Raw genomic sequence first — 24,602 nt, forward strand, 5'->3', positions numbered from 1 at the left:
CGATGGCTTACAAAAAGCATAAGAATACGCATAAAGGAGCGGCATTATTGTTTGGAATATTTAGCCTGCTCTTTTTTGTGTTACTTTTTCGGTTCGTTCAGTTGCAGACAACAGGCAAGGCAGACGGACAGGTCTTGGCAGTAAAGGCGGAGCAAAAATATGAGCAGAAGCGGACCATCGAGGCTAAGCGTGGCACCATTTTGGATCGGAATGGAGAAGTGCTGGCGGAAGATACCCCTTCATATACTCTTGTAGCGGTGCTTGATCCAAAGATGACGACCGATCCTAAAGATCCAAAACATGTAGTGGATCCTGATAGGACAGCGCAAAAATTAGCCCCGCTGTTACATATGGAGGTCAGCGAAGTTAAAAGCATCTTAACTAAAAAGGCAAAGCAGGTAGAGTTTGGGGCACAAGGGCGCAACATCAGTTATGAGCTCAAGAAAAAGATTGAAGCGCTCAAACTGCCGGGAATCGGCTTCATTCGTGACACGAAAAGATTTTATCCAAACGGCACATTCGCCTCTTATGTAATCGGTTATGCTCAAAAAGAAGAGGATACGGGCAAAACAGCAGGAGCAATGGGAATTGAAAAAAGCTTAAACCGCTATTTGCATGAAAAAGATGGTTATGTTTTTTATCAAAGTGATAAGGAAGGATTTCGGCTGCCGGATACAAAAGAAAAGATTGTTCCTCCGGATAATGGAGATGAGGTATATTTAACAATCGACCAAAAAATCCAAACGTTTTTAGAAGACGCCATGAATCAAGTCGAAAAGCAATACAAGCCGAAAAAAATCATTGCCATTGTCGTTAATCCGAAAACAGGAGAGGTTTTGGCAATGGGAACAAGACCAAGCTTTGATCCGAATAAGCGCAACATTACCAACTACTTAAACGATGCGATTTCTTATCCTTATGAACCGGGATCGACGATGAAGGTGTTTACTTTGGCGGCCGCTATTAATGAAGGCGTTTATAACGGGAATGAGCTCTATCGCTCTGGATCTTATCGAGTGGGAAAAAATGAGATTCGTGACCATAATAAAGTAGGATGGGGTGTTATTACGTTTAATGAAGGCGTTCAGCGCTCTTCAAACGTAGCCTTTGCAAAACTCGTTAAGGAAAAGTTGGGAGAGGATCGCTTTTTGCAATATTTGCATCGCTTCCACTTTCATGAAAAGACGGGAATTGACCTACCGGGAGAAGGAATAGGAAATATTCTGTATCGATATCCCATTGAAAAGCTGACAACCGCGTTTGGACAGGGAACATCCATCACTCCGATCCAGCAAATTCAGGCGGCTACAGCGATTGCGAACGACGGAAAAATGATGAAGCCGTATATTGTTGACCGCATTATCGATCCGGATACGAAAAAAGTGGTGATGCAAAATAAGCCAGAGGTCGTCGGAGAGCCGATTACGAAGGAAACTTCAGAGAAGGTGTTGGATATACTGGAGACGGTTGTGACATCAGAAAAAGGAACAGGCCGTCCTTATCAAATTGAAGGGTACCATGTAGCCGGAAAAACGGGGACGGCACAAATTCCATCTCCAAAAGGTGGTTATTTGACAGGCTATGAAAATTACATTTTCTCTTTCTTAGGAATGGCGCCGAAGGAAGATCCAAAGCTATTAATGTATGTAGCGGTTCAACAGCCAAAGCTTTCCTATACAGAAACAGGAGCCGCACCTGTTTCGATGATTTTTAACAGTGTGATGAAAAATAGTCTGCAATATTTAAATATCCGTCCTGCTTCGGAGGAAACAGAGAAAACGACTTCTAGTAAAAAAGGAATAGAACTTTCGTCGTATCATGGCTGGCCGGTGAATGAAGCCGTGCAAGATTTGAAAGCCAAGGGGCTGCAGCCTGTCGTGATTGGAAATGGAGAAAAAATAGCAGCCCAGCTTCCTTCAGCAGGAGACGAAACGATCATTCATGAACGTGTCGTTTTAAAAACGGATGGAACAGCTACGATGCCAGATTTAAATGGCTGGTCATTGCGTGATGTCATGAAAGCAGCCGAGCTGCTGCAGCTCAATCCGAGCATAAAAGGGAGCGGTTATGTCATTACACAAAGCATTCGACCAAAAACGGTTGTCAAAGCGAATGACTATTTAATTGTTGAGCTAGCTGAACCGGACAAATGGAAGGATCGGATCAACCAGCAAAAAGAGAAGAAGGACGAAAAGAAAAAGCAGCCGGTTGATTAAAAATGATGATGCTCAAGACAGTCGAAACTCAAATAGCTTCTCTTTCAGCCTGTGCAGTAAAGGTGTCATATCATCCATTTTCAAGCGTTCTATAAATAAACGTACAAGCATATAGTGGAACGAGCCTATTATAAGGGAGGTTCCCATCGTATGCGTGTTTCAAATGTTACGGTTCGCAAACGGCTTGCCATTGTGTTGCTGGTCGGGGTGCTGGTTTTTGCGATTATTGATACTCGCTTAGGGTATGTCCAATTATTCATTGGAGATGCATTGGCGCAAAAAGCCAAAAATTCATGGAGCCGAAATATTCCATTTGAACCGAAGCGTGGAGAGATTTTAGATCGCAATGGCGTTCCGCTAGCAACTAATATGAGCGCTCCAACTGTTTATGTGATACCAAGACAGGTTGAAAATCCATCAGATACAGCTCAAAAGCTGGCCAAAGCCCTAAATATGCCAGTTGAGGAAGCGTATAAGCATGTGACAAAACAAACATTGATCGAACGGATTCCTGAAGGAAGAAAAATTTCCAATGAGAAAGCAAAAGAAATTAGAGAATTGAATTTAAAAGGCGTTTATATTGCAGAGGATACGAAGCGGTATTATCCGTTCGGCAGCTACTTATCACATGTGCTTGGCTTTACGGGAATTGATAATCAAGGTTTAACCGGCCTTGAGCTGTATTATGATAAAGAACTAAAAGGCCAGGAGGGCTCTGTTGAGTTTTATTCGGATGCAAAAGGAAAGAGAATGCCGAATATGGCCGATCACTACACGCCGCCAACGGATGGATTAAATTTAAAGCTAACGATTGATTCGCGTATTCAAACGATTGTAGAACGAGAATTAGATATCGCTGAAACGAAATATAATCCAGATGGCATTATTGCGATTGTTATGGATCCTAATACAGGCGAAGTGCTAGCGATGTCGAGCCGTCCTACGTTTGATCCAGCGAACTATCGCAATGTGCCATCGGAAATTTATAATCGCAATTTGCCGGTCTGGAGCACATATGAACCGGGGTCTACATTCAAGATTATTACACTGGCAGCAGCTCTTGAAGAGAAAAAAGTGAATCTGTTAAAAGATCACTTTTATGATCCAGGTTATGTCAAAGTCGCCGGGGCCACATTGCGCTGCTGGAAAAAAGGGGGACACGGCTCTGAAACCTTTTTAGAGGTCGTGCAAAACTCATGCAATCCGGGTTTTGTCGAGCTTGGTGAGCGACTAGGAAAAGAGAAGTTGTTTGAGTATATTAAAGCGTTCGGCTTTGGAGAAAAGACAGGTATTGACTTACAAGGAGAAGGGACCGGCATTTTATTTGATTTAAAAAATGTAGGACCTGTTGAACAGGCGACAACAGCTTTTGGCCAAGGGGTTTCAGTTACGCCGATCCAACAAGTGGCTGCTGTTTCGGCTGCTGTGAATGGCGGTATTTTATATACTCCTTACATTGCTAAAGAATGGGTGGACCCGGAAACCGGAAAGGTGATCAGCCGTAATACCCCGAAGGAAAAAAGAAGGGTTATTTCCGAGGAAACATCGAAACAAGTTCGTTATGCACTGGAAAGTGTGGTTGCTCAAGGAACGGGAAAAGGTGCGTTTGTGGAAGGCTATCGTGTAGGCGGCAAAACGGGAACAGCGCAAAAGGCGAAAGATGGTCACTATTTGAAAGATAACTATATTGTGTCTTTTATTGGCTTTGCTCCGGCCGATGATCCAAAGCTGGTTGTATATGTAGCGGTTGACCATCCAAAGGGAACGGTTCAATTCGGTGGAGTGGTTGCTGCGCCAATTGTAGGGAAAATTATGGAAGATAGTTTGCGTACAATCGGTGTAAAACCACGGAAAGGACAAATTGAAAAAGAGCTTGCTTGGAATGATACAAAAATGGTGGAAGTTCCAGATTTGTCAGGTTTGACAAAAAATGACTTGCAACAACAGCTATTTGATTTAAAATTAGATGTTAGTGGAGAAGGCGATGTCGTCATTGATCAAGCACCGAAGCCGGGGGTTAAGGTGAAGGAAGGCTCAACGATTCGCGTATATTTGGGCACGAAATCTAGCCTTCGTTGAGCCGGTGAATAAGCGTATCGTTTGTGATTGGTATTTTTGCGCGAGGGAGTCAGCGAAACATTCATTTGTTTTTGCTGGCTGCTTGCATTCTTTGATCCGTACGTAATGACGATTTTGCCTGCCATTGATTAACTGGATATCAGCATGATGATGGCATACAGGACAAGGGAGGGACATCGGTGCTCCCTTCTTTTCCGTTTTTTGGCCAAATCGACTGACAATTCTCTTTATGAGGGAATTTAAACGAGAGGAATGAACAAGATGGAACTGCGAACATTGTTTTCTTATTTGCATCATTTAGGTACATATGTCGGCGAAAATCCGACTGTAACATCGATTGAGATGGATTCCCGAAAGGTAACAAAAGGTGCTCTGTTTATTTGTATTAAAGGATTTACGGTTGATGGTCACGATTTTGCCCAGCAAGCTGTAGAAAACGGGGCAGTGGCGATTATAGCAGAGCGTGAAGTTGATGTTTCCGTACCTGTGATTCTTGTCCGCGACAGCAAACGAGCGTTAGCAGTGCTGGCAGATGCTTTTTATGGTCAACCGACGCATAAGCTACATCTGATCGGAGTGACAGGCACAAATGGAAAAACGACGACGACTCACCTTATCGATTATGTGTTTCGAAAGGCGAGAAAGAAAACAGGTTTGATTGGAACCATGCATATAAAAATTGGCGATAAAACTTATGATGTGAAAAACACGACTCCTGACGCTCTTGTATTACAAAGAACGTTTAAGCAAATGGTGGAGGAAGAGATTGATACGGCGATCATGGAAGTGTCTTCGCATGCGTTGCATATGGGGCGTGTTCACGGATGCGATTATGATATCGCGGTGTTTACAAATTTAACACAGGATCATTTAGATTACCATCGTACAATGGAAGAATATCGCTTGGCAAAAGGTTTGTTATTTGCTCAACTCGGTAATCGTTTTGATCATCAACGGCCGAAATTTGCGATTCTTAACCAAGATGATCCGTCGTCTGAATACTATAAACATATGACAGCCGCTACGGTTATTACGTATGGGATTGATCAAGACAGCGATATTATGGCGAAGCAGATTGAAATGTCGCCAAACGGAATGAAATTTGATTTAGTGACACCAGATGAAACGGTGCGAATTTGCACGAAGCTGATCGGCCGTTTTAATGTGTATAATATATTAGCCGCTGCTTCTGCCTGCCTTGCTTCGGGACTCTCGTTGTCTACGATTGCTGAGGCGCTAGAAGAAATATCAGGCGTTTCGGGGCGTTTTGAAACAGTGAATGAAGGGCAAGATTTTACTGTTATTGTTGATTATGCACATACTCCAGACAGCTTAGAAAATGTGTTAAAAACCATTCGGCAATTCGCTAAACGGAATATTTATGTGGTTGTCGGCTGCGGCGGGGATCGAGATCGTGCCAAGCGTCCGTTAATGGCTCAAATTGCCGTAAAATATGCGGATACAGCGATTTTTACATCTGATAATCCCCGTTCCGAGCGACCGGAAGATATTTTACATGACATGGAAAAAGGAGTTGCGGGCAAGCGATATATCTCAATCGCAGATCGCAAAGCAGCGATTCGTTATGCAGTAGAACACGCACAAAAGGATGATGTCATTTTAATTGCTGGAAAGGGCCATGAGACCTATCAGATCATTGGAAATCAAGTGCTGCACTTTGATGACCGCATCGTTGCCCGCGAAGCCATTAAGGAGCGAAATGGAGAATGCTAACTTATCAAATGGTCAAGCAATTATTTCCTTTAACAAGAGGGATTGTCGACAATGCGCTTGAATTTCGCACCGTTTTTACGAATCCTTATTGCAAGGCAGAAAAAGGACTATTTGTTCCGCTAGCAGGAACAGAATGGGAGCTAAAAGTGGCTATTGAGCAAGGGGCGATTGCTTCTCTTTGGAAAAATGGCGGAACATTGCCGTCTTACATTCCAAATCAGTTTCCAATTTTTTTCGTCCCTTCTGAGCTGAAGGCGTTAGCTTCCATATTAGAAATGTATTTGCCGTTAAAAAAAGCGGACAATAAAGAAACGCAATTTTTATTGACCATTGACGCTCCGCAGCATCATATTGAACAAAATCATTCATATGATATAGCGGTAATAAATGAATTACAGCAACTGAAACAAAAATGGTTCGGTGCTCAAGAGAAAGAAGGATGTGAGCCGTCATGTTAGAACAAGTGATGATATTTTCAATTGTAACAGCTTTTTTCATTACGGTGCTGCTATCTCCTTTTTTTATTCCGTTTTTACGAAGATTAAAGTTTGGGCAGAGCATACGTGAAGAAGGACCAAAAACGCACCACAAAAAATCTGGCACGCCGACGATGGGCGGAATGATGATTTTGCTCTCGATTGTGATTACAACGTTTTTCATGACGAAAAAATTTTCCCATATCACGATCGAGACCTATTTGCTTTTATTTGTTACCATAGGATATGGACTGCTTGGCTTTATTGATGACTTTATTAAAGTTGTCATGAAGCGGAATCTGGGGTTAACAAGCAAGCAAAAATTAACAGGGCAGCTCCTGATCGCCTTTGTGTTTTATATGGTTTATCACCAGCAAAATTTTTCCACAGCGCTACATATTCCAGGAACCCATCTATCATTTGATTTAGGATGGGGATATATCGTATTTCTTGTTTTTATGCTTGTGGCTGGCTCAAATGCCGTCAATTTAACGGATGGGCTCGACGGTTTGTTGTCGGGAACGGCAGCGATTGCCTTTGGCGCCTATGCTGTTCTTGCATGGAACCAGCAACAATATGATGTAGCTATTTTTAGCGTTGCTGTCGTTGGGGCTGTTCTTGGATTTCTTGTGTTTAATGCCCATCCAGCTAAAGTGTTTATGGGCGATACCGGCTCTCTTGCGTTAGGAGGAGCGATTGCCACTGTTGCGATATTAACGAAATTAGAGCTATTGCTTGCGATTATCGGCGGCGTGTTTGTGATTGAAACATTATCAGTGATTATTCAAGTTATTTCATTTAAAACAACAGGAAAACGAGTATTTCGCATGAGTCCGTTGCATCACCATTACGAGCTCATTGGATGGTCTGAGTGGCGCGTTGTTGTCACATTCTGGGCGATTGGCTTATTGTTAGCAATACTCGGAATCTATATCGAGGTGTGGATGTAATTGAAACAAGTAACGATGTATCAGGGGAAACGAGTGTTAGTGATTGGTTTGGCGAAAAGCGGTCTCGCAGCGGCTATGCTGCTTCATGAGCTTGGAGCAAGCGTGACCGTTAATGATCAAAAGCCGCTGGATGAAAACGAAACAGCAAAGCAGTTACATGAGAAGGGAATTCGTGTGATTTGCGGAGGGCATCCGCTTGGTCTCCTTGATGAACCATTTGATTTGGTGGTGAAAAATCCTGGAATTCCATATACCAATCCAATGGTAGCCAAAGCACTTGAGAAAGGACTGCCGATCATAACAGAAGTCGAGCTTGCCTATGCCATTTGTGAAGCTCCGTTTATCGGCATTACGGGCTCGAATGGCAAAACGACCACCACTACACTGATTTACGAAATGCTAAAAGAAGCTTGCAAAAAACCGTTGATTGCGGGTAATATCGGAATGGTGGCGTGTGAAGTAGCCAAAACGGCTCATGAAGACAATTGGGTTGTCACTGAGCTGTCTTCATTCCAACTGATGGGGATTGAAGCGTTTCGTCCCCGCATTGCTGTGCTTCTTAACATTTTTGATGCGCATTTGGATTATCATGGAACGAAGGAAGCATACGCACAAGCGAAAGGAAATTTGCTAAAAAATCAAACAGAAAGCGATTATGCTGTCGTGAATGCAGATGACGAATGGGTCATGAAGCTCGCTGAGGCATCGAGCGCAACGAAAATATTTTTTTCCACTACCAAACCATTAAATAGCGGCGCTTATGTGAAAGATCAGGCAGTCTACTGGAACAGCGAAAAAGTGATCGCCCTATCAGATATTGTGTTGCCTGGCAAACATAATCTAGAAAATATATTAGCGGCTGTAGCAGCAGCGAAGCTAGTAGGCGCAGATAACGCGGCCATTGCCCGCGTACTAACAACCTTTACTGGAGTGAAACACCGCCTCCAATACGTAGGCACTGTGAACGGTAGAAAATTTTTTAATGACTCCAAAGCAACCAATATATTGGCAACGCAAAAAGCGTTATCTGCTTTTAGTGATCAGCGAGTCATTCTTCTTGCGGGAGGATTGGATCGCGGCAATGAATTCGATGACTTGATCCCTTATCTTAAACAGGTTCAAGCCGTTATTTTATTTGGACAAACGGCACAAAAGTTAGAGCGGGTAGCGAAACAGGCAGGAATAGAAACGGTTTATCATGTCGATAATGTGGAAAAAGCTGTACCTGTTGCTTATGAGATATCGAAGCCTGGCGATATTATTTTGTTGTCACCAGCATGTGCAAGCTGGGATCAATATAAAACTTTTGAACAAAGAGGAGACATTTTTATAAGCGCAGTGCATAAGCTTGAATAGAAAGGACATACCGTTCATAAAAGCTGAGGTGTTGGGCAGTGTCTCAAAAAAAGTCTGCGCCTGATTTTTTACTTCTATTGCTGACGTTTCTGCTGCTAGCAATCGGGCTAATCATGGTTTATAGTGCCAGCGCTGTATGGGCAGAATATAAGTTTCACGATTCTTTTTTCTTTGCTAAGCGCCAGCTGTTATTTGCTTGTGTAGGAATTGCAGCGATGTTTTTTATTATGAATGTCGATTATTGGGTCTGGCGCGACTGGTCAAAAGTTTTGCTGATTATATGTTTTGTGCTGCTTGTGCTTGTGCTGATTCCAGGAGTTGGAGTAGTGCGCAATGGCTCGCGCAGCTGGATTGGTGTAGGGGCATTTTCCATTCAGCCATCTGAATTTATGAAACTGGCGATGGCAGCCTTCTTGGCCAAGTATTTGTCCGAAAATCAAAAAAAGATTACATTATTTAAAAAAGGATTACTCCCTGCTTTAGCCCTTGTCTTTTCAGCATTTGGCATGATTATGTTGCAGCCCGATTTAGGAACAGGAACGGTGATGGTGGGTACTTGTATTACGATGATTTTCGTTGCTGGAGCTCGCATCAGCCATTTTGTCGGCCTTGGAATGATAGGCTTGGCTGGCTTTGCTGGTCTTGTTTTATCGGCTCCTTATCGAATCAAACGAATCACCTCCTTTTTAAATCCTTGGGAAGATCCGCTTGGCAGCGGCTTTCAAATGATTCAGTCGCTCTATGCGATTGGGCCGGGTGGACTGCTAGGGTTAGGACTAGGACAAAGCAGGCAAAAGTTTTTTTACTTACCTGAACCGCAAACCGATTTTATTTTTGCGATTTTGGCGGAGGAACTGGGATTTATTGGCGGTTCACTCGTGCTGTTATTGTTTAGCTTGCTCCTTTGGAGAGGAGTGCGCATCGCTTTTGGAGCTCCTGATTTATATGGAACATTTTTAGCGATCGGAATTATTTCGATGATCGCAATTCAAGTGATGATTAATATCGGGGTAGTAACAGGACTGATGCCAGTAACGGGAATTACCTTGCCATTTTTAAGCTACGGCGGCTCGTCGCTGACTTTGATGCTGATGGCGATTGGAGTTTTGTTGAATATCAGTAAACATGCCCGATATTAATGAACGAGAAAAGGGGAGGTTCTCTAAGCTAATTTCTTAGGGAGGCGGCCCCTCTCGTTTTGTTTGTGGACAGTAGTGGACAGGAAAAAAGATCATGATGATCCATCATCAGGACAACAAGAAATACAGGAAAGGGGAGGAAATCCGTGGAACAGCTCATCAAAGAATTCACTCAAGCGAATATTGGAAAAGTGAGAGAAAAGGAGCCGCTTGCCCGCCACACAACGATTCGAATCGGCGGACCAGCTGATGTGTTTGTAGAGCCAGACAGCATCGAAAGCCTAAAAAAAGTAATGGAAATTATTCGAAAGCATCATGTAAATTGGCGAGTGATTGGACGTGGCTCTAACTTGCTTGTAGCGGATGAAGGGATTGAAGGTGTTGTCATTAAATTAGGAGACGGGATTGCTGAGCTGACCATTCATGAAGAGGAAGTAACCGTTGGTGGAGGATATTCTTTAATTAAATTGGCAACGACCGTCAGCAGGCAAGGGTTATCAGGCTTAGAGTTTGCTGGGGGAATTCCTGGTTCAGTCGGCGGTGCTGTTTATATGAATGCGGGGGCGCACGGCTCGGATATGTCGCATATTTTGCAAAAGGCACAGGTTTTGTTTCCTGATGGAACGATTGAATGGTTAAGTAAAGAAGAAATGGAGTTCTCTTATCGAACCTCCGTTTTGCAAAAGAAGCGCCCTGGAATTTGTATTGCAGCGGTATTAGAATTGAAAAAGGGAGAAAGGGAAAGCATTGTAGCGAAAATGCAAAAAAATAAAGACTACCGCCGCGAGACGCAACCGTGGGATTATCCGTGTGCTGGAAGCGTTTTTCGGAATCCTCTCCCACATTATGCGGGCCAGTTGATTGAAAAAGCGGGATTAAAAGGATATGCGATCGGTGGCGCCAAAATTTCTGAGCAGCATGGAAACTTTATTGTAAATGCCGGGAACGCGAAAGCTCAAGACGTATTGGATTTGATTGCTCATGTGAAAAAGACGATTCAGCAGCTATACGGCATCGAAATGAAGACAGAAGTGGAGATTATTGGTCGTAAGTCCTAGAAAATTAGATCACCTTATTTTCCAATATTGTGCTATAATAAAAACAGATTTGCTTCAAAAACTAACGGCATAGACAAATGCCGTTTGTTTTATTGTTTTGTAAGTGTCAGAAAGCGGTGAGCAAATTGGAAAAAGGTAAAGTCGTCGTTCTCGAAGAACGTGTTCCTAAACTAAAGAAGCGGCGCAGGCAAAAAGTCAATCGCCGATTAACCATTTACATTGTCTTCTTTTTTATGCTTATTTTATGTATTGTTTATTTTCAATCACCCTTAAGCTATGTCAAGCATATTGAAATAAAAGGAAATCAACATATTTCAAGTGAAAAAATTATTCAACTGAGCGGTTTAGCGAATGGGACAAGCTTTTGGAAAGTAAAAGAAGAGAAAATTAAACAGGCGATTGAAGAGCATCCGGAAATCAAACAAGTAGAAATGCAAAAAAAATTCCCCAATACAATTGTACTTTACATAAAAGAACGCAGACGGGTTGCTTACATTGAACATAAACAGACGTTCTTTCCCCTTCTTGAGAACGGTCAAATTTTAATGAAAAATGCTCCAAAAACGGTATTAAGCGATGCCCCAATTTTAGTGGATTGGAAAAGAGGAGAAGACATTCAAGACATGGCAGGTCAGCTAGCCAAACTGCCTCCATACATATTAAGCGCTATTTCTGAAATCCACTATGCGCCGAGCGATGAAGATCGCTATCACATTACCGTTTATATGAATGACGGATTCGAGGTAAGTGCGAGTGTCAAAAATTTTGCGGAAAAAATGCTTCTTTATCCTGAGATTGTTAAGAAGCTTGATCCGAATGTAAAAGGTGTAATTCATTTAGAGGTCAGCAACTACTTTAAAGCTTATGATCAACCAAAAAAGGAGGATGACGATGACAATGAAAGTAGTGCGCGGTAATTATGTCATCCTTTCCTTGGTCTGTCTTGTTTTAGGGTTTATGCTTTCCTTTTCCTACGAATATACAAAAAGTCGTGTTGAAAAACGGACGATCACTGATAAGCAATGGAATAAGGAATATGAATACAGACAATTGCTGATTCAATCGCAAAAAGAAAACCAAAAGCTGAAAGCAGAACTGATGAGCAAGCAGGAAAAAGTGCGGAAAATGGAGGCTTCACTTGCCGATAAAAAAAAGGCATATAGCGATTTAGCAACAGAAGCAGAACAATTGCGGATGTACATCGGAAAAGTGAAGGTCAGAGGAGCTGGGGTTGAAGTCACGCTTTCAGATGCTTCTTATATTCCAAGCGAACAAAGCGCGACCAACTACATCGTTCATGAGCAACATGTATTAAAAGTAGTGCATGAACTGCTCATCTCTGGGGCAGAGGCGATTGCCATCAACGGGCAACGGATTTCACACCGCTCCTATATTGTTTGCAACGGTCCTGTTATTGAAGTGGATGGGACACAGCATTCAGCTCCCTTTACCATTTCTGCGATTGGCGACTCCAACGTGCTTGCCTCAGCGCTTACTATTGCCGGAGGTGTGAAGGATCAATTAACAGGGGACCATGTTGTTGTTGATATTCAGCAAAAGGATGATATCACACTAGATCCGATTTTTCATACAAACCGTGAGTAAAAATAGAAAGTTTGGTGAAGCGCGTTGGTACGAAAAAAGCTGGTTCATTTTACAGTGATTATGGCGATTATCGGGTTTATGCTTGCGATTCAGGTGCAAACAACTAAGCAACCTGCTGTGCGCGATACGCGGGATATTTGGCAGCTGCGTCAAGATTTAAAAAAGGAGCAGCAGCTGGAGCAACAGCTTTTACTAGAAATTCGCCGCAATGATGAAAAAATTCAAAATTACCTGCAAAATCCCGCCGGAAACCAAGCAGCTACGCTTCAAGAAACGGTGGAGGAACTGAGGAAAGAGGCGGGATTGACGGAGACGACGGGGCCAGGAGTCGTTTTGACAATCGAACCGTTTTATCCGGAAGATTATGTGGGGCCTATTACATACACGATTTCTCCAGAGCTGTTAAAGAGGTTGATCAATGAGTTGAATATGTACGGCGCCAAGGAGATTGCTGTTGCTGATGAACGTCTTGCCAATACAACGGCAATTCGTGAAGTAAACGGTGTAACGAAGATTGGAAAGAAATCCATTTCTTCATTGCCAATACAGGTGAAGGTTATTTCCGATGATGTGACGACGCTATACAATCATCTAAAAGTATCCACCATTTATGATGATTTTGTTACAGAAAATTTGCAAATTACTGTTTCAGAGCCGATGCCAGCAGTCTCTATTCCTAAATATAACGGACAATGGCGCGTTCGCTATATGCAAACAGTAAAAGCCGAAAAGGAGGAAAAATAGCATGTGGCTTCCGGTCATCGGCTTCATTATTGGGATTGTGTTAGGATTTTCAACCGATTGGCGCATTCCTGCTGAATACGCAAATTATTTATCGATTGCCATTCTCGCAGCCTTTGATACACTCATTGGCGGCATTCGCGCTCATTTGCAAAATGTATATGATGAAAATGTTTTTTTTACAGGTTTCTTTTTTAATATTATTTTAGCCGCAAGTTTAGCTTTTCTCGGTGTTTATCTTGGTGTAGACTTGTATTTAGCAGCTGTGTTTGCTTTTGGGGTTCGATTGTTTCAAAACATCGCTGTCATTCGCCGGATTTGGCTCGCAAAATGGATGGAAAAACGAGAAAAATCCTAAAAAGTTCATTTTAATGAAAGGGAATGCTTCTTGATATGTTGAATATATGAAACAAAACTTGTTGCCAGCTGTTCAATTCGTCGATATGTTAGTTGTTAAAGGAGGTGCCAAAGAATGAACAGCAATGAAATCGTTGTTAGTCTTGACATCGGTACATCCAGTGTTAAGGTTATTATTGGAGAAATGCTAAATGAATCATTGAATATCATTGGCGTTGGAAATGTGAAATCTGAAGGGCTCAAAAAAGGTTCCATTGTTGATATAGATGAAACCGTACATTCAATTAAGCGGGCAATTGATCAAGCAGAACGAATGATTGGGTTAACAATCAACAGGGTCGTTGTCGGGGTCAACGGCAACCATGTGCAGCTGCAAGATTGTCATGGCATTGTCGCTGTTTCCAGTGAAAACCGGGAAATTACGGATGAAGATGTAGCTCGTGTCATTGACTCTGCCCAAGTTGTCTCGATTCCTCCAGATCGAGAAATCATCGGTGTCATCCCGAAGCAGTTTATAGTCGATGGTCTTGATGGGATTAGCGATCCTCGTGGGATGATCGGGGTACGTCTTGAAATGGAAGGAACGATGATTACGGGAGCCAAAACAGTATTACATAACCTGCTTCGTTGTGTGGAGAGAGCAGGCTTGGAAATAAGTGATATTTGTTTGCAGCCGTTGGCGGCTGGTTCGCTTGCCTTATCAAAGGATGAGAAAAATTTGGGTGTCGCTTTAGTAGACATCGGTGGCGGCTCCACAACCGTCGCTATTTTTGAGCAAGGGTTTTTACGGGCAACCGCTGTTCTTCCTGTTGGAGGCGACCATATTACAAAAGATATTTCGATCGGTCTTAGAACTTCGACAGAAGATGCCGAAAAAATTAAGCTTAAACATGGACATGCTTTTTATGATCTCGCCTCAGAAGAAGAGATTTTCAGTGTCCCAATCATCGGCACGGATCAGCATCAGCAGTTTACTCAGCTTGATGTTGCTGATATTATTGAAGCGAGGCTTGAAGAAATTTTTCAGCTTATATTCCAAGAAACTCGTAAGCTAGGCTTTCGTGATTTGCCAGGCGGCTATGTTTTGACAGGTGGAGTCGCCAACATGCCGGGAATTTTAGAACTGGCCCAGGACATGCTGGGGAATAGTGTACGCATCGCGATTCCTGATTATATCGGCGTGCGCGATCCGCAGTATACAACGGGAGTAGGATTGATTAAATTTGCTTATCGGCATGCCAAGCTGCAGGGACGAGGAGTTCCGGTGGCTGCAACGGTGGAAACGCCAGAAAAACGGCTTCCTAAACAACAGCCTTCTAAAGCAAAACAAAAAAGTAAAGATGAAAATTTAGGACAAAAAATGAAAAAATTTTTCGGTTATTTCTTTGAGTAGAGATCGAATTATTAGGAGGATTTGTCATGTTGGAGTTTGATACTACTGTTGATCAGTTAGCAACTATTAAGGTCATCGGTGTTGGCGGCGGCGGAAACAACGCTGTAAATCGGATGATTGAACATGGCGTACAAGGTGTGGAGTTTATCGCAGTCAACACCGATGCACAAGCGCTCAATTTATCGAAAGCTCCTACTAAGCTGCAAATCGGTGCAAAACTGACGCGCGGATTAGGTGCGGGGGCAAACCCAGAAGTGGGAAAAAAAGCAGCAGAGGAAAGCAAAGAACAAATTGAAGAAGCTCTAAAAGGAGCCGATATGGTATTTGTGACCGCAGGAATGGGGGGCGGTACAGGAACAGGGGCTGCCCCAGTCATCGCCCAAATTGCTAAGGAGCTAGGAGCGTTGACAGTTGGCGTTGTTACACGTCCTTTCACATTTGAAGGAAGAAAGCGGGCTATGCAAGCTGCTAATGGAATTGCAGCCATGAAGGAAGCAGTCGATACCCTTATCGTGATTCCAAATGACCGCCTGCTTGAAATCGTGGATAAGAATACGCCGATGCTTGAAGCGTTCCGTGAAGCAGACAACGTACTCCGGCAAGGGGTGCAAGGCATTTCCGACTTAATTGCCGTTCCTGGTTTAATTAACCTTGACTTTGCCGATGTTAAAACCATTATGTCCAATAAAGGTTCCGCCTTGATGGGAATCGGTATCGCTAGCGGTGAAAATCGTGCGGCTGAAGCCGCCAAAAAAGCGATCTCAAGTCCGCTTCTTGAAACGTCGATTGACGGAGCGCAAGGAGTGCTTATGAATATTACTGGCGGTACGAACTTAAGTCTATATGAAGTGCAAGAAGCAGCGGATATTGTGGCTTCGGCTTCCGATCAGGAAGTAAACATGATCTTCGGTTCTGTTATTAATGAAAACTTAAAGGATGAAATTGTCGTGACGGTCATTGCCACTGGGTTCAATGAAAGCGAAACACCATCATCTTCTCGTCCGGTTCGCGCTGGTTTTGGCACCGCTCCAAAAGCGACAACGACCGTTAAGCGTGAAAAACGTGAAGAGCCCGTGCAAGACTATGGTTCGCTTCGCTCTTCACAGGTGGAAGATCCGCTTGATATCCCTGCTTTTCTGCGCAATCGCAACCGTCGCCGCTAAAAATGCAAAAGGGTAGGAACGTTCTTTTTCATTCTTGCCCATTCAATTGAAGCAAAAAGAAAATAAGCCAAAATGTAGCTTCACAAAAGAGCATGAACACTGTTTCATGCTCTTTTTGCTTTTCTGTGAACATATGAATATGACTTGGGCATTAGGTGGAAGATCTTAATTTTTTATGACAAAGTAAATAAGGCTTAGACAGGTGTTCATGCCTATATGAAGTTTAATCCTACGGCACTTTCTCGATCTGCTATTCGTTTTCCTTTGACAAAAAATTCACTTTTTCACCATCATAAATTGACAGACTTTCCAGTAAGATGTACTATATACTATTTTCAGATTGATTGTCGTGTTCCTTGTAAAAGGAGGCTAGTTGATTGACCGTTTATTTAGATGTTATTTGGTTATTAAATTTTTGTTTTGACGGATTGCTGCTCTGGTTAACAGCGATTATCCTGAAAAGAAATGCCGTATGGTGGAGGATAGTTGCAGGAGCTTTCATCGGCTCACTTCTTGTGATTTTGATGTTTACACCGCTTTCTTCATATGTACAAACACCGCTTGGCAAGTTATTGTTCTCATTGATCATCGTTTGGATATCATTTGGCTTTAAACGGTTTCGATATTTTTTCGAGAATTTATTTACGTTTTACTTCGCTACTTTTATGGTTGGGGGAGGGATGATTGCTGTTCACTATTTTCTGCAGCATGAGATCCAAGTGACCACAGGGATGCTCTCCACCTACTCGCTTGGAACGGGAGATCCTGTTAGCTGGTTATTTGTATTGGTTGGCTTTCCGCTTTTATGGTTGTTTTCCCATTTGAGGATTGCCGGAATTCGTGAGAAAAAAATACGTTTTGATAGCATTGTGGATGTTGTGCTTATCTTTGATGATGTTTCACTTTCACTGAAGGGGCTTATTGATAGTGGAAATCAATTGTATGATCCCATCACAAAAACGCCTGTGATGATTACCTGTATCCATGAAATGAAAGATGTATTGCCGCCGCTTATCCTTGAGCAATTTAAACGACAAGACGATTTTCAATGGTTAAATGATCCCATGTTTGAAAAATGGTCCAATCGCTTGCGAATCATTCCTTATCGTGTAATTGGAAAAGAGCAGAGATTTTTATTAGCTATTAAGCCAGATGAAATCATGATTCGCTATGAAGCACAATGGATTCGAGTGTCGAAGGGACTGGTTGGTTTAAATGAAGCAAGCTTATCGACGGACGGGGAATATCAATGCATTGTGCATCCGAAAATGATTCAAGCGGGCAAACGGTTAACCGCTTCATAGGGTTGTTACTATATCATACGCATCTTTATCTAAATTAGAAGGGGGATTTTTTATGAAACGATGGAAACTTCGAATTCTGCATTTATGGTATAAGTTGCTGATCAAACTCGGAATCAAGACCGATGAAATTTATTATATTGGAGGAAGTGAAGCGCTACCGCCACCACTCACGAAAGAAGAGGAAGAGGAATTGCTGCAAAAGCTTTCCTTAGGGGATGAAACGGCTCGATCGCTGCTGATTGAAAGAAATCTGCGCTTAGTCGTTTATATTGCGCGAAAATTTGAAAATACAGGAATCAATATTGAAGATTTAATTAGCATTGGGACTATTGGACTCATTAAAGCGGTCAATACATTTAATCCTGAAAAAAAGATTAAGTTAGCCACTTATGCTTCGCGATGCATTGAAAATGAAATCCTCATGTATTTGCGACGCAATAATAAGGTGAGATCAGAGGTATCGTTTGACGAGCCGCTAAACATTGATTGGGATGGAAACGAGCTGTTATTGTCTGACGTACTTGGAACAGAAGAAGATGTGATTACAAAAGATTTAGAAGCAGATGTGGATCGCCATCTTTTATTAAATGCACTCCGTCAGTTAAGTGATCGTGAAAAACAAATTATGGAGCTTCGCTTTGGTCTTTCTGGCGGAGAAGAAAAAACACAAAAAGATGTAGCCGATTTACTTGGCATCTCACAGTCTTACATATCACGTCTCGAAAAGCGAATTATTAAGCGATTGCGCAAGGAATTCAATAAGATGATGTAAAAAATTGCACATGTCCCATTTTTCCTTAATGGGACATGTGCATATTTTTTCTTCCTAAGGAGATACTGAACAATGACAGCATCTCCTGATAGGAGGGAAAGACTTGACAAGAAACAAAGTAGAAATTTGTGGTGTAGATACATCAAAGCTTCCGGTACTAAAAAACGAGGAAATGAGAGAACTGTTTAAAAAGATGCATGAAGGGGACTTAGAGGCAAGAGAGAAGCTTGTGAATGGCAATTTGCGTCTTGTCCTCAGCGTTATTCAGCGTTTTAATAACCGTGGAGAGTTTGTGGACGATTTGTTTCAAGTCGGTTGCATCGGTCTTATGAAATCGATTGATAATTTTGATTTAAGTCAAAATGTGAGATTTTCAACGTATGCGGTTCCGATGATTATTGGGGAAATTCGTCGCTATTTACGCGACAATAATCCGATTCGCGTATCTCGTTCGTTGCGCGACATTGCGTATAAAGCGCTTCAAGTGCGTGAAAAATTAATAGGGGAGACGCTAAAGGAACCGACAGCTGAGGAAATCGCCAATGTCCTTGGGGTTTCTCATGAAGAGGTTGTATTTGCTTTAGATGCGATTCAAGATCCTGTTTCCTTATTTGAACCGATTTATAATGATGGGGGCGACCCTATCTATGTCATGGATCAACTAAGCGATGAAAAAAATCGCGACAGCCAATGGATTGAGGAAATTGCATTAAAAGAAGGGCTGCGCCGTTTAAATGAACGGGAAAAAATGATTATTCGCAAACGGTTTTTCCAAGGAAAAACGCAAATGGAAGTGGCCGAAGAGATCGGTATTTCACAAGCACAAGTATCGAGATTGGAAAAAGCTGCGATTCGTCAAATGAATAAAAATATTCAAGTATAAGGGCTGTTCATTTTAGAACAGCTCTTTTTTTCGGAAAGCTAGGAGCCATCATATCATATATATTAGTGTATGATGTGGCTTCATCATTTATATGGATGGGGAGTTCATGTGAGGGCATGGATTTATACGTTCGTACGGCAAAGACAAAATATTATATTTACTCCCGACCTGCGAAACATTGCCCATTCTCTTTTCTTGATTGAACAGTTCCAATCTTTCAATTACTCGTGGCAGATTCCGTTATTGTCCTTACGGTGCATAAATGCGAACGGATGTGTAAAAGCCAGTCGCCCGATTGTTCGTGAAATCCGATGATCACTTGCTCAAGCTGTTGAGACATCTATTTTTGCATCATGATTCACTGGTTACATGGGGGTTAAGTTGTATTTATATATGATGAAGTTTGTTTTTTCAGGGTTCGTCTTTTTGATGTTAGGAAGTTTGTGGAAAAACCACAAGGAATTTTCGCTGATGGGCAGGAGCAGCATGACCGTTTTTTCACGATCAAAAATATGGATGGTTCGGATCAGCCTGTTTTTACCGAGTTGGCAATCTATAGAGATGATGAAAGCGGGGGACTCATATGATCAAAATTTCTGAGTTTCAAACAAAAGATGTTGTGAATGTCGCAAACGGAAAAAAGTTAGGGAATATCGGTGATATTGATATCAACTTACAGACAGGACAAATTAATGCATTGATTATTTTGGGATCAGGCAAAGTGCTCGGGTTATTCGGCCGCGAGGCGGAAACAGTCATTCCGTGGCAAAATATTGTGAAGATCGGAGCCGACGTTATTTTAGTCCGTTTAAACGAAAGTGAATAAATAAGGTTATCATCTATAAGCAAACTATGATAAAATAGGAAAAAAAGTGATAAAAATCTACAAAGAGGATGACACTCATGCCAGAAATTTTTCATCAAGATGGCGAAGAATTGCTGATGTTGACAGAATGGCAGAACGTGCTGGCGGGTTTTACGACCAAACAAGGAGGATTCAGCCAGCAGCCGTTTACGACCTTCAATCTTGGTTTGCATGTCGGAGATGTTCAGCCTGCTGTTGTACGCAATCGACAAAAGCTGTCAGAGCTTTTGCAAATTCCGCTAGCAAGATGGATATGCTGCGAGCAAACGCATGACTCACATATTGCCAAAATAACAAAGCAGGATGCCGGAAAAGGAGCAGTGGATATGGAAACAGCGCTTGCTCAGACGGACGGGTTGTATACGAACGAAGCGGAGTTATTATTGGCTCTCTGCTTTGCTGACTGTGTTCCACTTTATTTTGCCGCACCGAACTATGGGCTGGTCGGCGTTGCCCATGCGGGATGGAAAGGAACCGTAAAAAATATCGCCGGCAAAATGGTTCGTCTTTGGTGCGAGCGTGAGCATATTCCGCTTCAGGAAATCATGGTAGCGATTGGACCAGCCATCGGTTCCTGCTGTTACATTGTAGATGACCGCGTGTTGAATGCTGCACAAAATGCATTAGGGGAAAAAAGAGATCTTCCTTATCGAGAAGTCAGTCTAGGACAATATGCTCTTGATTTAAAAGAGCTAAATCGGCTATTGCTTATAAAAGAGGGAGTACTTGCTTCCAATATTCAAGTGTCCGATTATTGCACAAGCTGTGCCGAGGATTTATTTTTTTCCCATCGACGTGACAATGGACAAACTGGAAGAATGATGGCATTTATCGTCAGGAAGGAGGAATAGTGCATGGAATCTGTTCGCAACAACGCAGCCATAATCCGCGCTAACATTGAAACAGCATGCAAACGAGTGAATCGTGATCCCGCCTCCATCCGAATCATCGCGGTAACAAAGTATGTGAGCATTGAACGAGCGAAAGAAGCGCTGACAGCTGGCATAACCGATTTAGGAGAAAACCGTGATGATGGTCTGCTGCAAAAGTATGAAGCCATTGGGCAAAAAGCGACTTGGCATTTTATTGGAACATTGCAATCTCGCAAAGTAAAAGCTATTATCGATAAAGTAGACTATATTCATTCACTGGATCGCCTTTCTCTTGCCCGTGAAATTGAGAAGCGGGCCCTTCAGCCGGTCAGATGCTTTGTGCAGGTGAATGTTTCGGGAGAAGCAACAAAGCATGGGCTGTCTAAGGACGAAGTGCTTCCGTTTATCGAACAATTGCGCAGCTTTTCGAACATCGAGGTTGTTGGATTGATGACAATGGCTCCGTACACGGATGATGAGCCGTTTTTGCGTCAATGCTTTCGGCAATTGAAGCTGTTGCAACAGCGTGTACAAGCATTGGGGATTCCAAACGCTCCGTGCACAGAACTGTCAATGGGAATGTCCAATGATTACATGATTGCAATTGAAGAAGGAGCGACATTTATTCGTTTGGGAACATCGCTTGTTGGAAAGGAACAATAAGGAGGTGCAGAGAGATGGGTTTACTAAAGAAATTTAAAGACTATTTTTTAGAAGAAGATTATGAGGAATATGAAGAAGAATATGAGGAAGAGGAGGAGCTAAATCCTCAACCTGCCGGGAAAGGAACGGCGAAGCAAAATATCGTCAGCCTACAAAGCGTGCAAAAATCATCCAAGGTTGTGTTGATTGAACCAAGAGCTTATGCTGAGGCGCAGGAAATTGCTGATCATTTAAAAAACCGTCGCGCTGTTGTGGTTAATTTGCAGCGAATTCAGCATGACCAAGCGAAGCGAATTGTTGATTTTTTAAGTGGTACCGTTTATGCGATCGGCGGAGACATTCAGCAGGTGGGAACGAGAATTTTTTTATGCACCCCTGACAATGTAGATGTAACCGGCTCAATCTCTGCTGTTTCTGAAGATGAAACATCGATGAAAAGGTGGTAGTTTATGTATAGCTTGCTTTGGTTTTTAACAACGCTCATCGATATCTATTCGTACGCATTAATTGTGTACATTTTAATGTCGTGGTTTCCAAATGCTCGCGATACAAAGATCGGCCGGCTTTTAGCGACGATTTGCGAGCCATATTTAGAACCGTTTCGCCGCATTATTCCACCTATTGGAATGATTGATATCTCGCCTATTGCTGCGTTTTTAGTGTTAAATTTTGCAACGAGAGGCTTGCATGCTCTGTTTAATATGCTACATTTAGTGTAGGGAATCCATCATAAGGGTTCCCTTCTTTATGAGAAGGTGTCAGGATGATGAATTTATATCAGCATTTCCGCAAAGAAGAGCATCATTTTATCGATCAAGTGCTGGAATGGAAAGAGTTTGTCAAAAATCACTATTGTCCAAAGCTAACCGATTTTCTTGATCCGCGCGAACAAGAAATCGTTCGGATGGTGATTGGAAGCGATGAAGATGTGAAGCTGTCTTTTTTTGGAGGAGCGCCATTTACTGAAAGAAAAAGAGGCCTTTTATATCCCCCATACTTTCAGCCGGGGGAGGAGGATTTTGCGCTTACTCTATTTTCTATAGGCTATCCGAGCAAGTTTGTATCGCTGGAGCATCGGCAAGTGCTTGGATCCCTGATGTCTCTTGGATTAAAGCGAGGGAAATTCGGCGATATTTTAATGAAAAACGGCGATCTTCAATTTATTGCCGCATCGGAAATCGCTGACTATGTTCTCCTTCATTTGCATATGATCGGGGGCACGAAAATTTCTCTTAAGGAAAAACCATTCACCCAAATCATTGCTTTAGAAGAACAGTGGAAGGAAGCATCTATAACGGCTTCATCGCTGCGGCTCGATGCTGTATTAGCGCAGGCCTTTGGTGTATCCAGACAAAAAATTCAATCGCTCATTGAAAACGGTCTTGTAAAGGTGAATTGGAAAACAGTGGATCAAGCGCATTGGGAATGCAGGGAAGGCGATGTTTTGTCTGCCCGTGGATTCGGACGTCTTAAAATGATTGCAATCGATGGAAAAACAAAAAAAGAACGATGGCGCATTCAAGTGGGAATGCAAAAATAATGAAGCAATTGCAGGAAATCGCCGAAATGTGTCGAAAATGAAATATAACCTGTGGTGCTAGTTGGACATTACATGCAACGATGATCGATATCACTCGATCGCTCAACATTTGTTCCTGTGTGAGCAGGCGATGATCCGCTTTCGACGGTCGGCGCGATCACGCCAAGCGCAACCGAGGCAAGGAACCAACTTGCCTTCTGGTCGTGAGATTTAATAGGTACCGTTCGTTCATCTAGTATACATCACATCATAAGTGAATCGATTTGATCTAGCACTGCGAGTAAATATAAGGAATTATGCAGACGGAGGTGGCATTCGTGCCTTTAACGCCATTAGATATTCATAATAAAGAATTCAGCAAAGGATTCCGCGGGTATGATGAAAACGAAGTAAACGAGTTTTTAGATCAAGTCATTAAAGACTATGAAATGATTATTCGCGAAAAAAAACAGCTCGAGGAAAAGGTATCTGAATTAACGGAAAAGCTTAATTACTTTACAAATATTGAAGAAACGCTTAATAAATCTATTTTGATTGCCCAGGAAACGGCGGAAGAAGTGAAGCGAAATGCGCAAAAAGAGGCTAAGCTTATCATCAAAGAAGCCGAAAAAAACGCTGATCGCATCATTAGCGAAGCGCTTGCAAAATCGCGGAAGATTGCACAGGAGATCGAAGAGCTTAAACGTCAATCCAAAGTGTTCCGTACGCGCTTTCGCATGCTCGTGGAAGCCCAGCTTGAAATGTTGAACAACGGAGATTGGGACCATTTAATGGAGTATGAGGTCAAGGAAATTGAAGTGGAAGAACATGAAAAATTGAGCCAATCTTGACGGATTTTGTCCTTTTCGCATATAATCAAAATAACTATTGATCATGTGTATCTATAAAGAGGATCAAATGTGCTTTTTAACGGATTTCCGAAAGAAGTCTCCCTCCTCAAGGAACGTGAAGGACATAGCCCCTTGAGTAGGCGGGAGATGAATTTTGGTGGGCGTCAGCCAAAACGCATGATAGAATAAATGTATATCATGTTCTTTGTGAACGGGATATGAGGGGGCATGGAGAAAATCGCATACGAAAACCAAGCAAAGCCTTCCATGCGTAAAATATCCAAGGCACGAAAGAACCCCGACTAGGGTTGGAACGACCCGAAGTAACGCTCAGGAAGACGAAAGGTTCTTTTGTCGTAGAACTGAGAAGCTCCCACTTCAAGCGTTAGCTAAGTGGTGAGTAGTTTACCAGCTGTGCAGCTGAATGAAGGCGTATGAATGGATGACCATTCAAGTATAAGATACAATATTGTGATCAACGATGAAAGGGACAGTAGCTCTTTCATATGCTTATTGTAGCGAGCTGGGGACGGTGGAAGCCCGGCATAAGCGAAAGAGTGAAGATCACCCTGGAGTTCCCACGCTGAATTGGTGAGTAAGCGATGG

General features: G+C 42.5%; 24 protein-coding genes and 1 other annotated feature (1 of these 25 only partly in view). All 24 genes read left to right on the plus strand.

Annotated elements, in window-relative coordinates; translation table 11 throughout:
- Nucleotides 1–2: 2 nt before the first annotated feature.
- The 24 genes from AT864_RS05150 (at nt 3) to AT864_RS05265 (ending at nt 23,996) form a co-directional block, all read left to right on the plus strand.
- Complete coding sequence (locus AT864_RS05150) at nt 3–2,216, plus strand: penicillin-binding protein (RefSeq protein ID WP_066147129.1); 2,214 nt, start codon at nt 3–5, stop codon at nt 2,214–2,216.
- 150 nt (nt 2,217–2,366) lie between these two features.
- The gene (locus AT864_RS05155; protein ID WP_066147132.1) at nt 2,367–4,295 is read left to right on the plus strand and encodes a stage V sporulation protein D; all 1,929 of its coding nucleotides are present in this window, start codon (nt 2,367–2,369) and stop codon (nt 4,293–4,295) included.
- Between the two features lie 261 nt (nt 4,296–4,556).
- The gene (locus AT864_RS05160; RefSeq protein ID WP_066147134.1) at nt 4,557–6,029 is read left to right on the plus strand and encodes a UDP-N-acetylmuramoyl-L-alanyl-D-glutamate--2,6-diaminopimelate ligase; all 1,473 of its coding nucleotides are present in this window, start codon (nt 4,557–4,559) and stop codon (nt 6,027–6,029) included.
- Complete coding sequence (locus tag AT864_RS05165; RefSeq protein WP_066147135.1) at nt 6,023–6,487, plus strand: hypothetical protein; 465 nt, start codon at nt 6,023–6,025, stop codon at nt 6,485–6,487. The genes AT864_RS05160 and AT864_RS05165 overlap by 7 nt, the downstream gene beginning before the upstream one ends.
- Nucleotides 6,481–7,455 carry a phospho-N-acetylmuramoyl-pentapeptide-transferase gene (gene mraY, locus AT864_RS05170; RefSeq protein WP_066147137.1) on the plus strand — a complete coding sequence of 325 codons (975 nt, stop codon included), beginning with the start codon at nt 6,481–6,483 and terminating at the stop codon, nt 7,453–7,455. Before AT864_RS05165 ends, mraY begins: the two co-directional genes overlap by 7 nt.
- On the plus strand, nt 7,456–8,811 hold the full coding sequence (gene murD, locus AT864_RS05175) for a UDP-N-acetylmuramoyl-L-alanine--D-glutamate ligase (protein WP_066147139.1): 1,356 nt from the start codon (nt 7,456–7,458) through the stop codon (nt 8,809–8,811).
- 38 nt (nt 8,812–8,849) lie between these two features.
- Entirely contained in the window at nt 8,850–9,950 is a 1,101-nt protein-coding gene (gene spoVE / locus AT864_RS05180; protein WP_066147141.1) for a stage V sporulation protein E, read from the plus strand.
- Nucleotides 9,951–10,096: 146 nt separating this feature from the next.
- Nucleotides 10,097–11,008 (plus strand): UDP-N-acetylmuramate dehydrogenase, encoded by a 912-nt coding sequence (gene murB, locus AT864_RS05185; protein WP_066147143.1) that lies wholly within the window; start codon nt 10,097–10,099, stop codon nt 11,006–11,008.
- Between the two features lie 77 nt (nt 11,009–11,085).
- Nucleotides 11,086–11,925: a cell division protein FtsQ/DivIB gene (locus AT864_RS05190; protein WP_066147145.1), complete on the plus strand. Its 840-nt coding sequence runs from the start codon at nt 11,086–11,088 to the stop codon at nt 11,923–11,925.
- Nucleotides 11,906–12,613, plus strand: coding sequence for a DUF881 domain-containing protein (locus AT864_RS05195; protein WP_066147709.1), 708 nt, complete (start codon nt 11,906–11,908; stop codon nt 12,611–12,613). The genes AT864_RS05190 and AT864_RS05195 overlap by 20 nt, the downstream gene beginning before the upstream one ends.
- Before the next feature lie 24 nt (nt 12,614–12,637).
- A complete protein-coding gene (locus AT864_RS05200; protein ID WP_044746588.1) occupies nt 12,638–13,357 on the plus strand; it encodes a DUF881 domain-containing protein in 720 nt (239 codons plus the stop codon).
- A 1-nt stretch (nt 13,358) separates the two neighbouring features.
- Nucleotides 13,359–13,712 (plus strand): small basic family protein, encoded by a 354-nt coding sequence (locus AT864_RS05205; RefSeq protein ID WP_066147147.1) that lies wholly within the window; start codon nt 13,359–13,361, stop codon nt 13,710–13,712.
- Between the two features lie 114 nt (nt 13,713–13,826).
- Entirely contained in the window at nt 13,827–15,104 is a 1,278-nt protein-coding gene (gene ftsA / locus AT864_RS05210) for a cell division protein FtsA (protein ID WP_044746586.1), read from the plus strand.
- A 26-nt stretch (nt 15,105–15,130) separates the two neighbouring features.
- A complete protein-coding gene (gene ftsZ / locus AT864_RS05215) occupies nt 15,131–16,267 on the plus strand; it encodes a cell division protein FtsZ (RefSeq protein WP_044746585.1) in 1,137 nt (378 codons plus the stop codon).
- 377 nt (nt 16,268–16,644) lie between these two features.
- Nucleotides 16,645–17,571: a sigma-E processing peptidase SpoIIGA gene (gene spoIIGA / locus AT864_RS05220; protein ID WP_066147149.1), complete on the plus strand. Its 927-nt coding sequence runs from the start codon at nt 16,645–16,647 to the stop codon at nt 17,569–17,571.
- A 52-nt stretch (nt 17,572–17,623) separates the two neighbouring features.
- Entirely contained in the window at nt 17,624–18,343 is a 720-nt protein-coding gene (gene sigE / locus AT864_RS05225) for an RNA polymerase sporulation sigma factor SigE (RefSeq protein WP_044746583.1), read from the plus strand.
- Between the two features lie 103 nt (nt 18,344–18,446).
- Entirely contained in the window at nt 18,447–19,226 is a 780-nt protein-coding gene (gene sigG, locus AT864_RS05230; RefSeq protein WP_044746582.1) for an RNA polymerase sporulation sigma factor SigG, read from the plus strand.
- A gap of 583 nt (nt 19,227–19,809) precedes the next feature.
- Nucleotides 19,810–20,052, plus strand: coding sequence for a YlmC/YmxH family sporulation protein (locus AT864_RS05235; RefSeq protein WP_044746581.1), 243 nt, complete (start codon nt 19,810–19,812; stop codon nt 20,050–20,052).
- Between the two features lie 77 nt (nt 20,053–20,129).
- Nucleotides 20,130–20,942 (plus strand): peptidoglycan editing factor PgeF, encoded by an 813-nt coding sequence (gene pgeF / locus AT864_RS05240; RefSeq protein ID WP_066147151.1) that lies wholly within the window; start codon nt 20,130–20,132, stop codon nt 20,940–20,942.
- Between the two features lie 3 nt (nt 20,943–20,945).
- Nucleotides 20,946–21,626, plus strand: a complete 681-nt coding sequence (locus AT864_RS05245; protein WP_066147153.1) for a YggS family pyridoxal phosphate-dependent enzyme — start codon at nt 20,946–20,948, stop codon at nt 21,624–21,626.
- 14 nt (nt 21,627–21,640) lie between these two features.
- Nucleotides 21,641–22,072, plus strand: coding sequence for a cell division protein SepF (locus AT864_RS05250; protein WP_044746578.1), 432 nt, complete (start codon nt 21,641–21,643; stop codon nt 22,070–22,072).
- 3 nt (nt 22,073–22,075) lie between these two features.
- Nucleotides 22,076–22,345 carry a YggT family protein gene (locus tag AT864_RS05255; RefSeq protein WP_044746577.1) on the plus strand — a complete coding sequence of 90 codons (270 nt, stop codon included), beginning with the start codon at nt 22,076–22,078 and terminating at the stop codon, nt 22,343–22,345.
- A gap of 47 nt (nt 22,346–22,392) precedes the next feature.
- Complete coding sequence (locus tag AT864_RS05260; protein WP_066147714.1) at nt 22,393–23,166, plus strand: RNA-binding protein; 774 nt, start codon at nt 22,393–22,395, stop codon at nt 23,164–23,166.
- A 317-nt stretch (nt 23,167–23,483) separates the two neighbouring features.
- The gene (locus tag AT864_RS05265; protein ID WP_139788078.1) at nt 23,484–23,996 is read left to right on the plus strand and encodes a DivIVA domain-containing protein; all 513 of its coding nucleotides are present in this window, start codon (nt 23,484–23,486) and stop codon (nt 23,994–23,996) included.
- Nucleotides 23,997–24,468: 472 nt separating this feature from the next.
- Nucleotides 24,469–24,602 (plus strand) — a binding site (T-box leader) (it continues 84 nt past the right edge of the window).

Origin of the sequence: Anoxybacillus sp. P3H1B, from assembly GCF_001560855.1 — a bacterium.
Classification (GTDB): domain Bacteria; phylum Bacillota; class Bacilli; order Bacillales; family Anoxybacillaceae; genus Anoxybacteroides; species Anoxybacteroides rupiense.

What these genes read in the sequence shown, in the direction of transcription:
- AT864_RS05150 (WP_066147129.1), top strand. Translation starts at nt 3, where the DNA reads ATGGCTTACAAAAAGCATAAGAATACGCATAAAGGAGCGGCATTATTG.
- AT864_RS05155 (WP_066147132.1), top strand. Translation starts at nt 2,367, where the DNA reads ATGCGTGTTTCAAATGTTACGGTTCGCAAACGGCTTGCCATTGTGTTG.
- AT864_RS05160 (WP_066147134.1), top strand. Translation starts at nt 4,557, where the DNA reads ATGGAACTGCGAACATTGTTTTCTTATTTGCATCATTTAGGTACATAT.
- AT864_RS05165 (WP_066147135.1), top strand. Translation starts at nt 6,023, where the DNA reads ATGCTAACTTATCAAATGGTCAAGCAATTATTTCCTTTAACAAGAGGG.
- mraY (WP_066147137.1), top strand. Translation starts at nt 6,481, where the DNA reads ATGTTAGAACAAGTGATGATATTTTCAATTGTAACAGCTTTTTTCATT.
- AT864_RS05190 (WP_066147145.1), top strand. Translation starts at nt 11,086, where the DNA reads ATGCCGTTTGTTTTATTGTTTTGTAAGTGTCAGAAAGCGGTGAGCAAA.
- AT864_RS05195 (WP_066147709.1), top strand. Translation starts at nt 11,906, where the DNA reads ATGAAAGTAGTGCGCGGTAATTATGTCATCCTTTCCTTGGTCTGTCTT.
- AT864_RS05205 (WP_066147147.1), top strand. Translation starts at nt 13,359, where the DNA reads ATGTGGCTTCCGGTCATCGGCTTCATTATTGGGATTGTGTTAGGATTT.
- ftsA (WP_044746586.1), top strand. Translation starts at nt 13,827, where the DNA reads ATGAACAGCAATGAAATCGTTGTTAGTCTTGACATCGGTACATCCAGT.
- ftsZ (WP_044746585.1), top strand. Translation starts at nt 15,131, where the DNA reads ATGTTGGAGTTTGATACTACTGTTGATCAGTTAGCAACTATTAAGGTC.
- sigE (WP_044746583.1), top strand. Translation starts at nt 17,624, where the DNA reads ATGAAACGATGGAAACTTCGAATTCTGCATTTATGGTATAAGTTGCTG.
- AT864_RS05235 (WP_044746581.1), top strand. Translation starts at nt 19,810, where the DNA reads ATGATCAAAATTTCTGAGTTTCAAACAAAAGATGTTGTGAATGTCGCA.
- pgeF (WP_066147151.1), top strand. Translation starts at nt 20,130, where the DNA reads ATGCCAGAAATTTTTCATCAAGATGGCGAAGAATTGCTGATGTTGACA.
- AT864_RS05245 (WP_066147153.1), top strand. Translation starts at nt 20,946, where the DNA reads ATGGAATCTGTTCGCAACAACGCAGCCATAATCCGCGCTAACATTGAA.
- AT864_RS05250 (WP_044746578.1), top strand. Translation starts at nt 21,641, where the DNA reads ATGGGTTTACTAAAGAAATTTAAAGACTATTTTTTAGAAGAAGATTAT.
- AT864_RS05255 (WP_044746577.1), top strand. Translation starts at nt 22,076, where the DNA reads ATGTATAGCTTGCTTTGGTTTTTAACAACGCTCATCGATATCTATTCG.
- AT864_RS05260 (WP_066147714.1), top strand. Translation starts at nt 22,393, where the DNA reads ATGAATTTATATCAGCATTTCCGCAAAGAAGAGCATCATTTTATCGAT.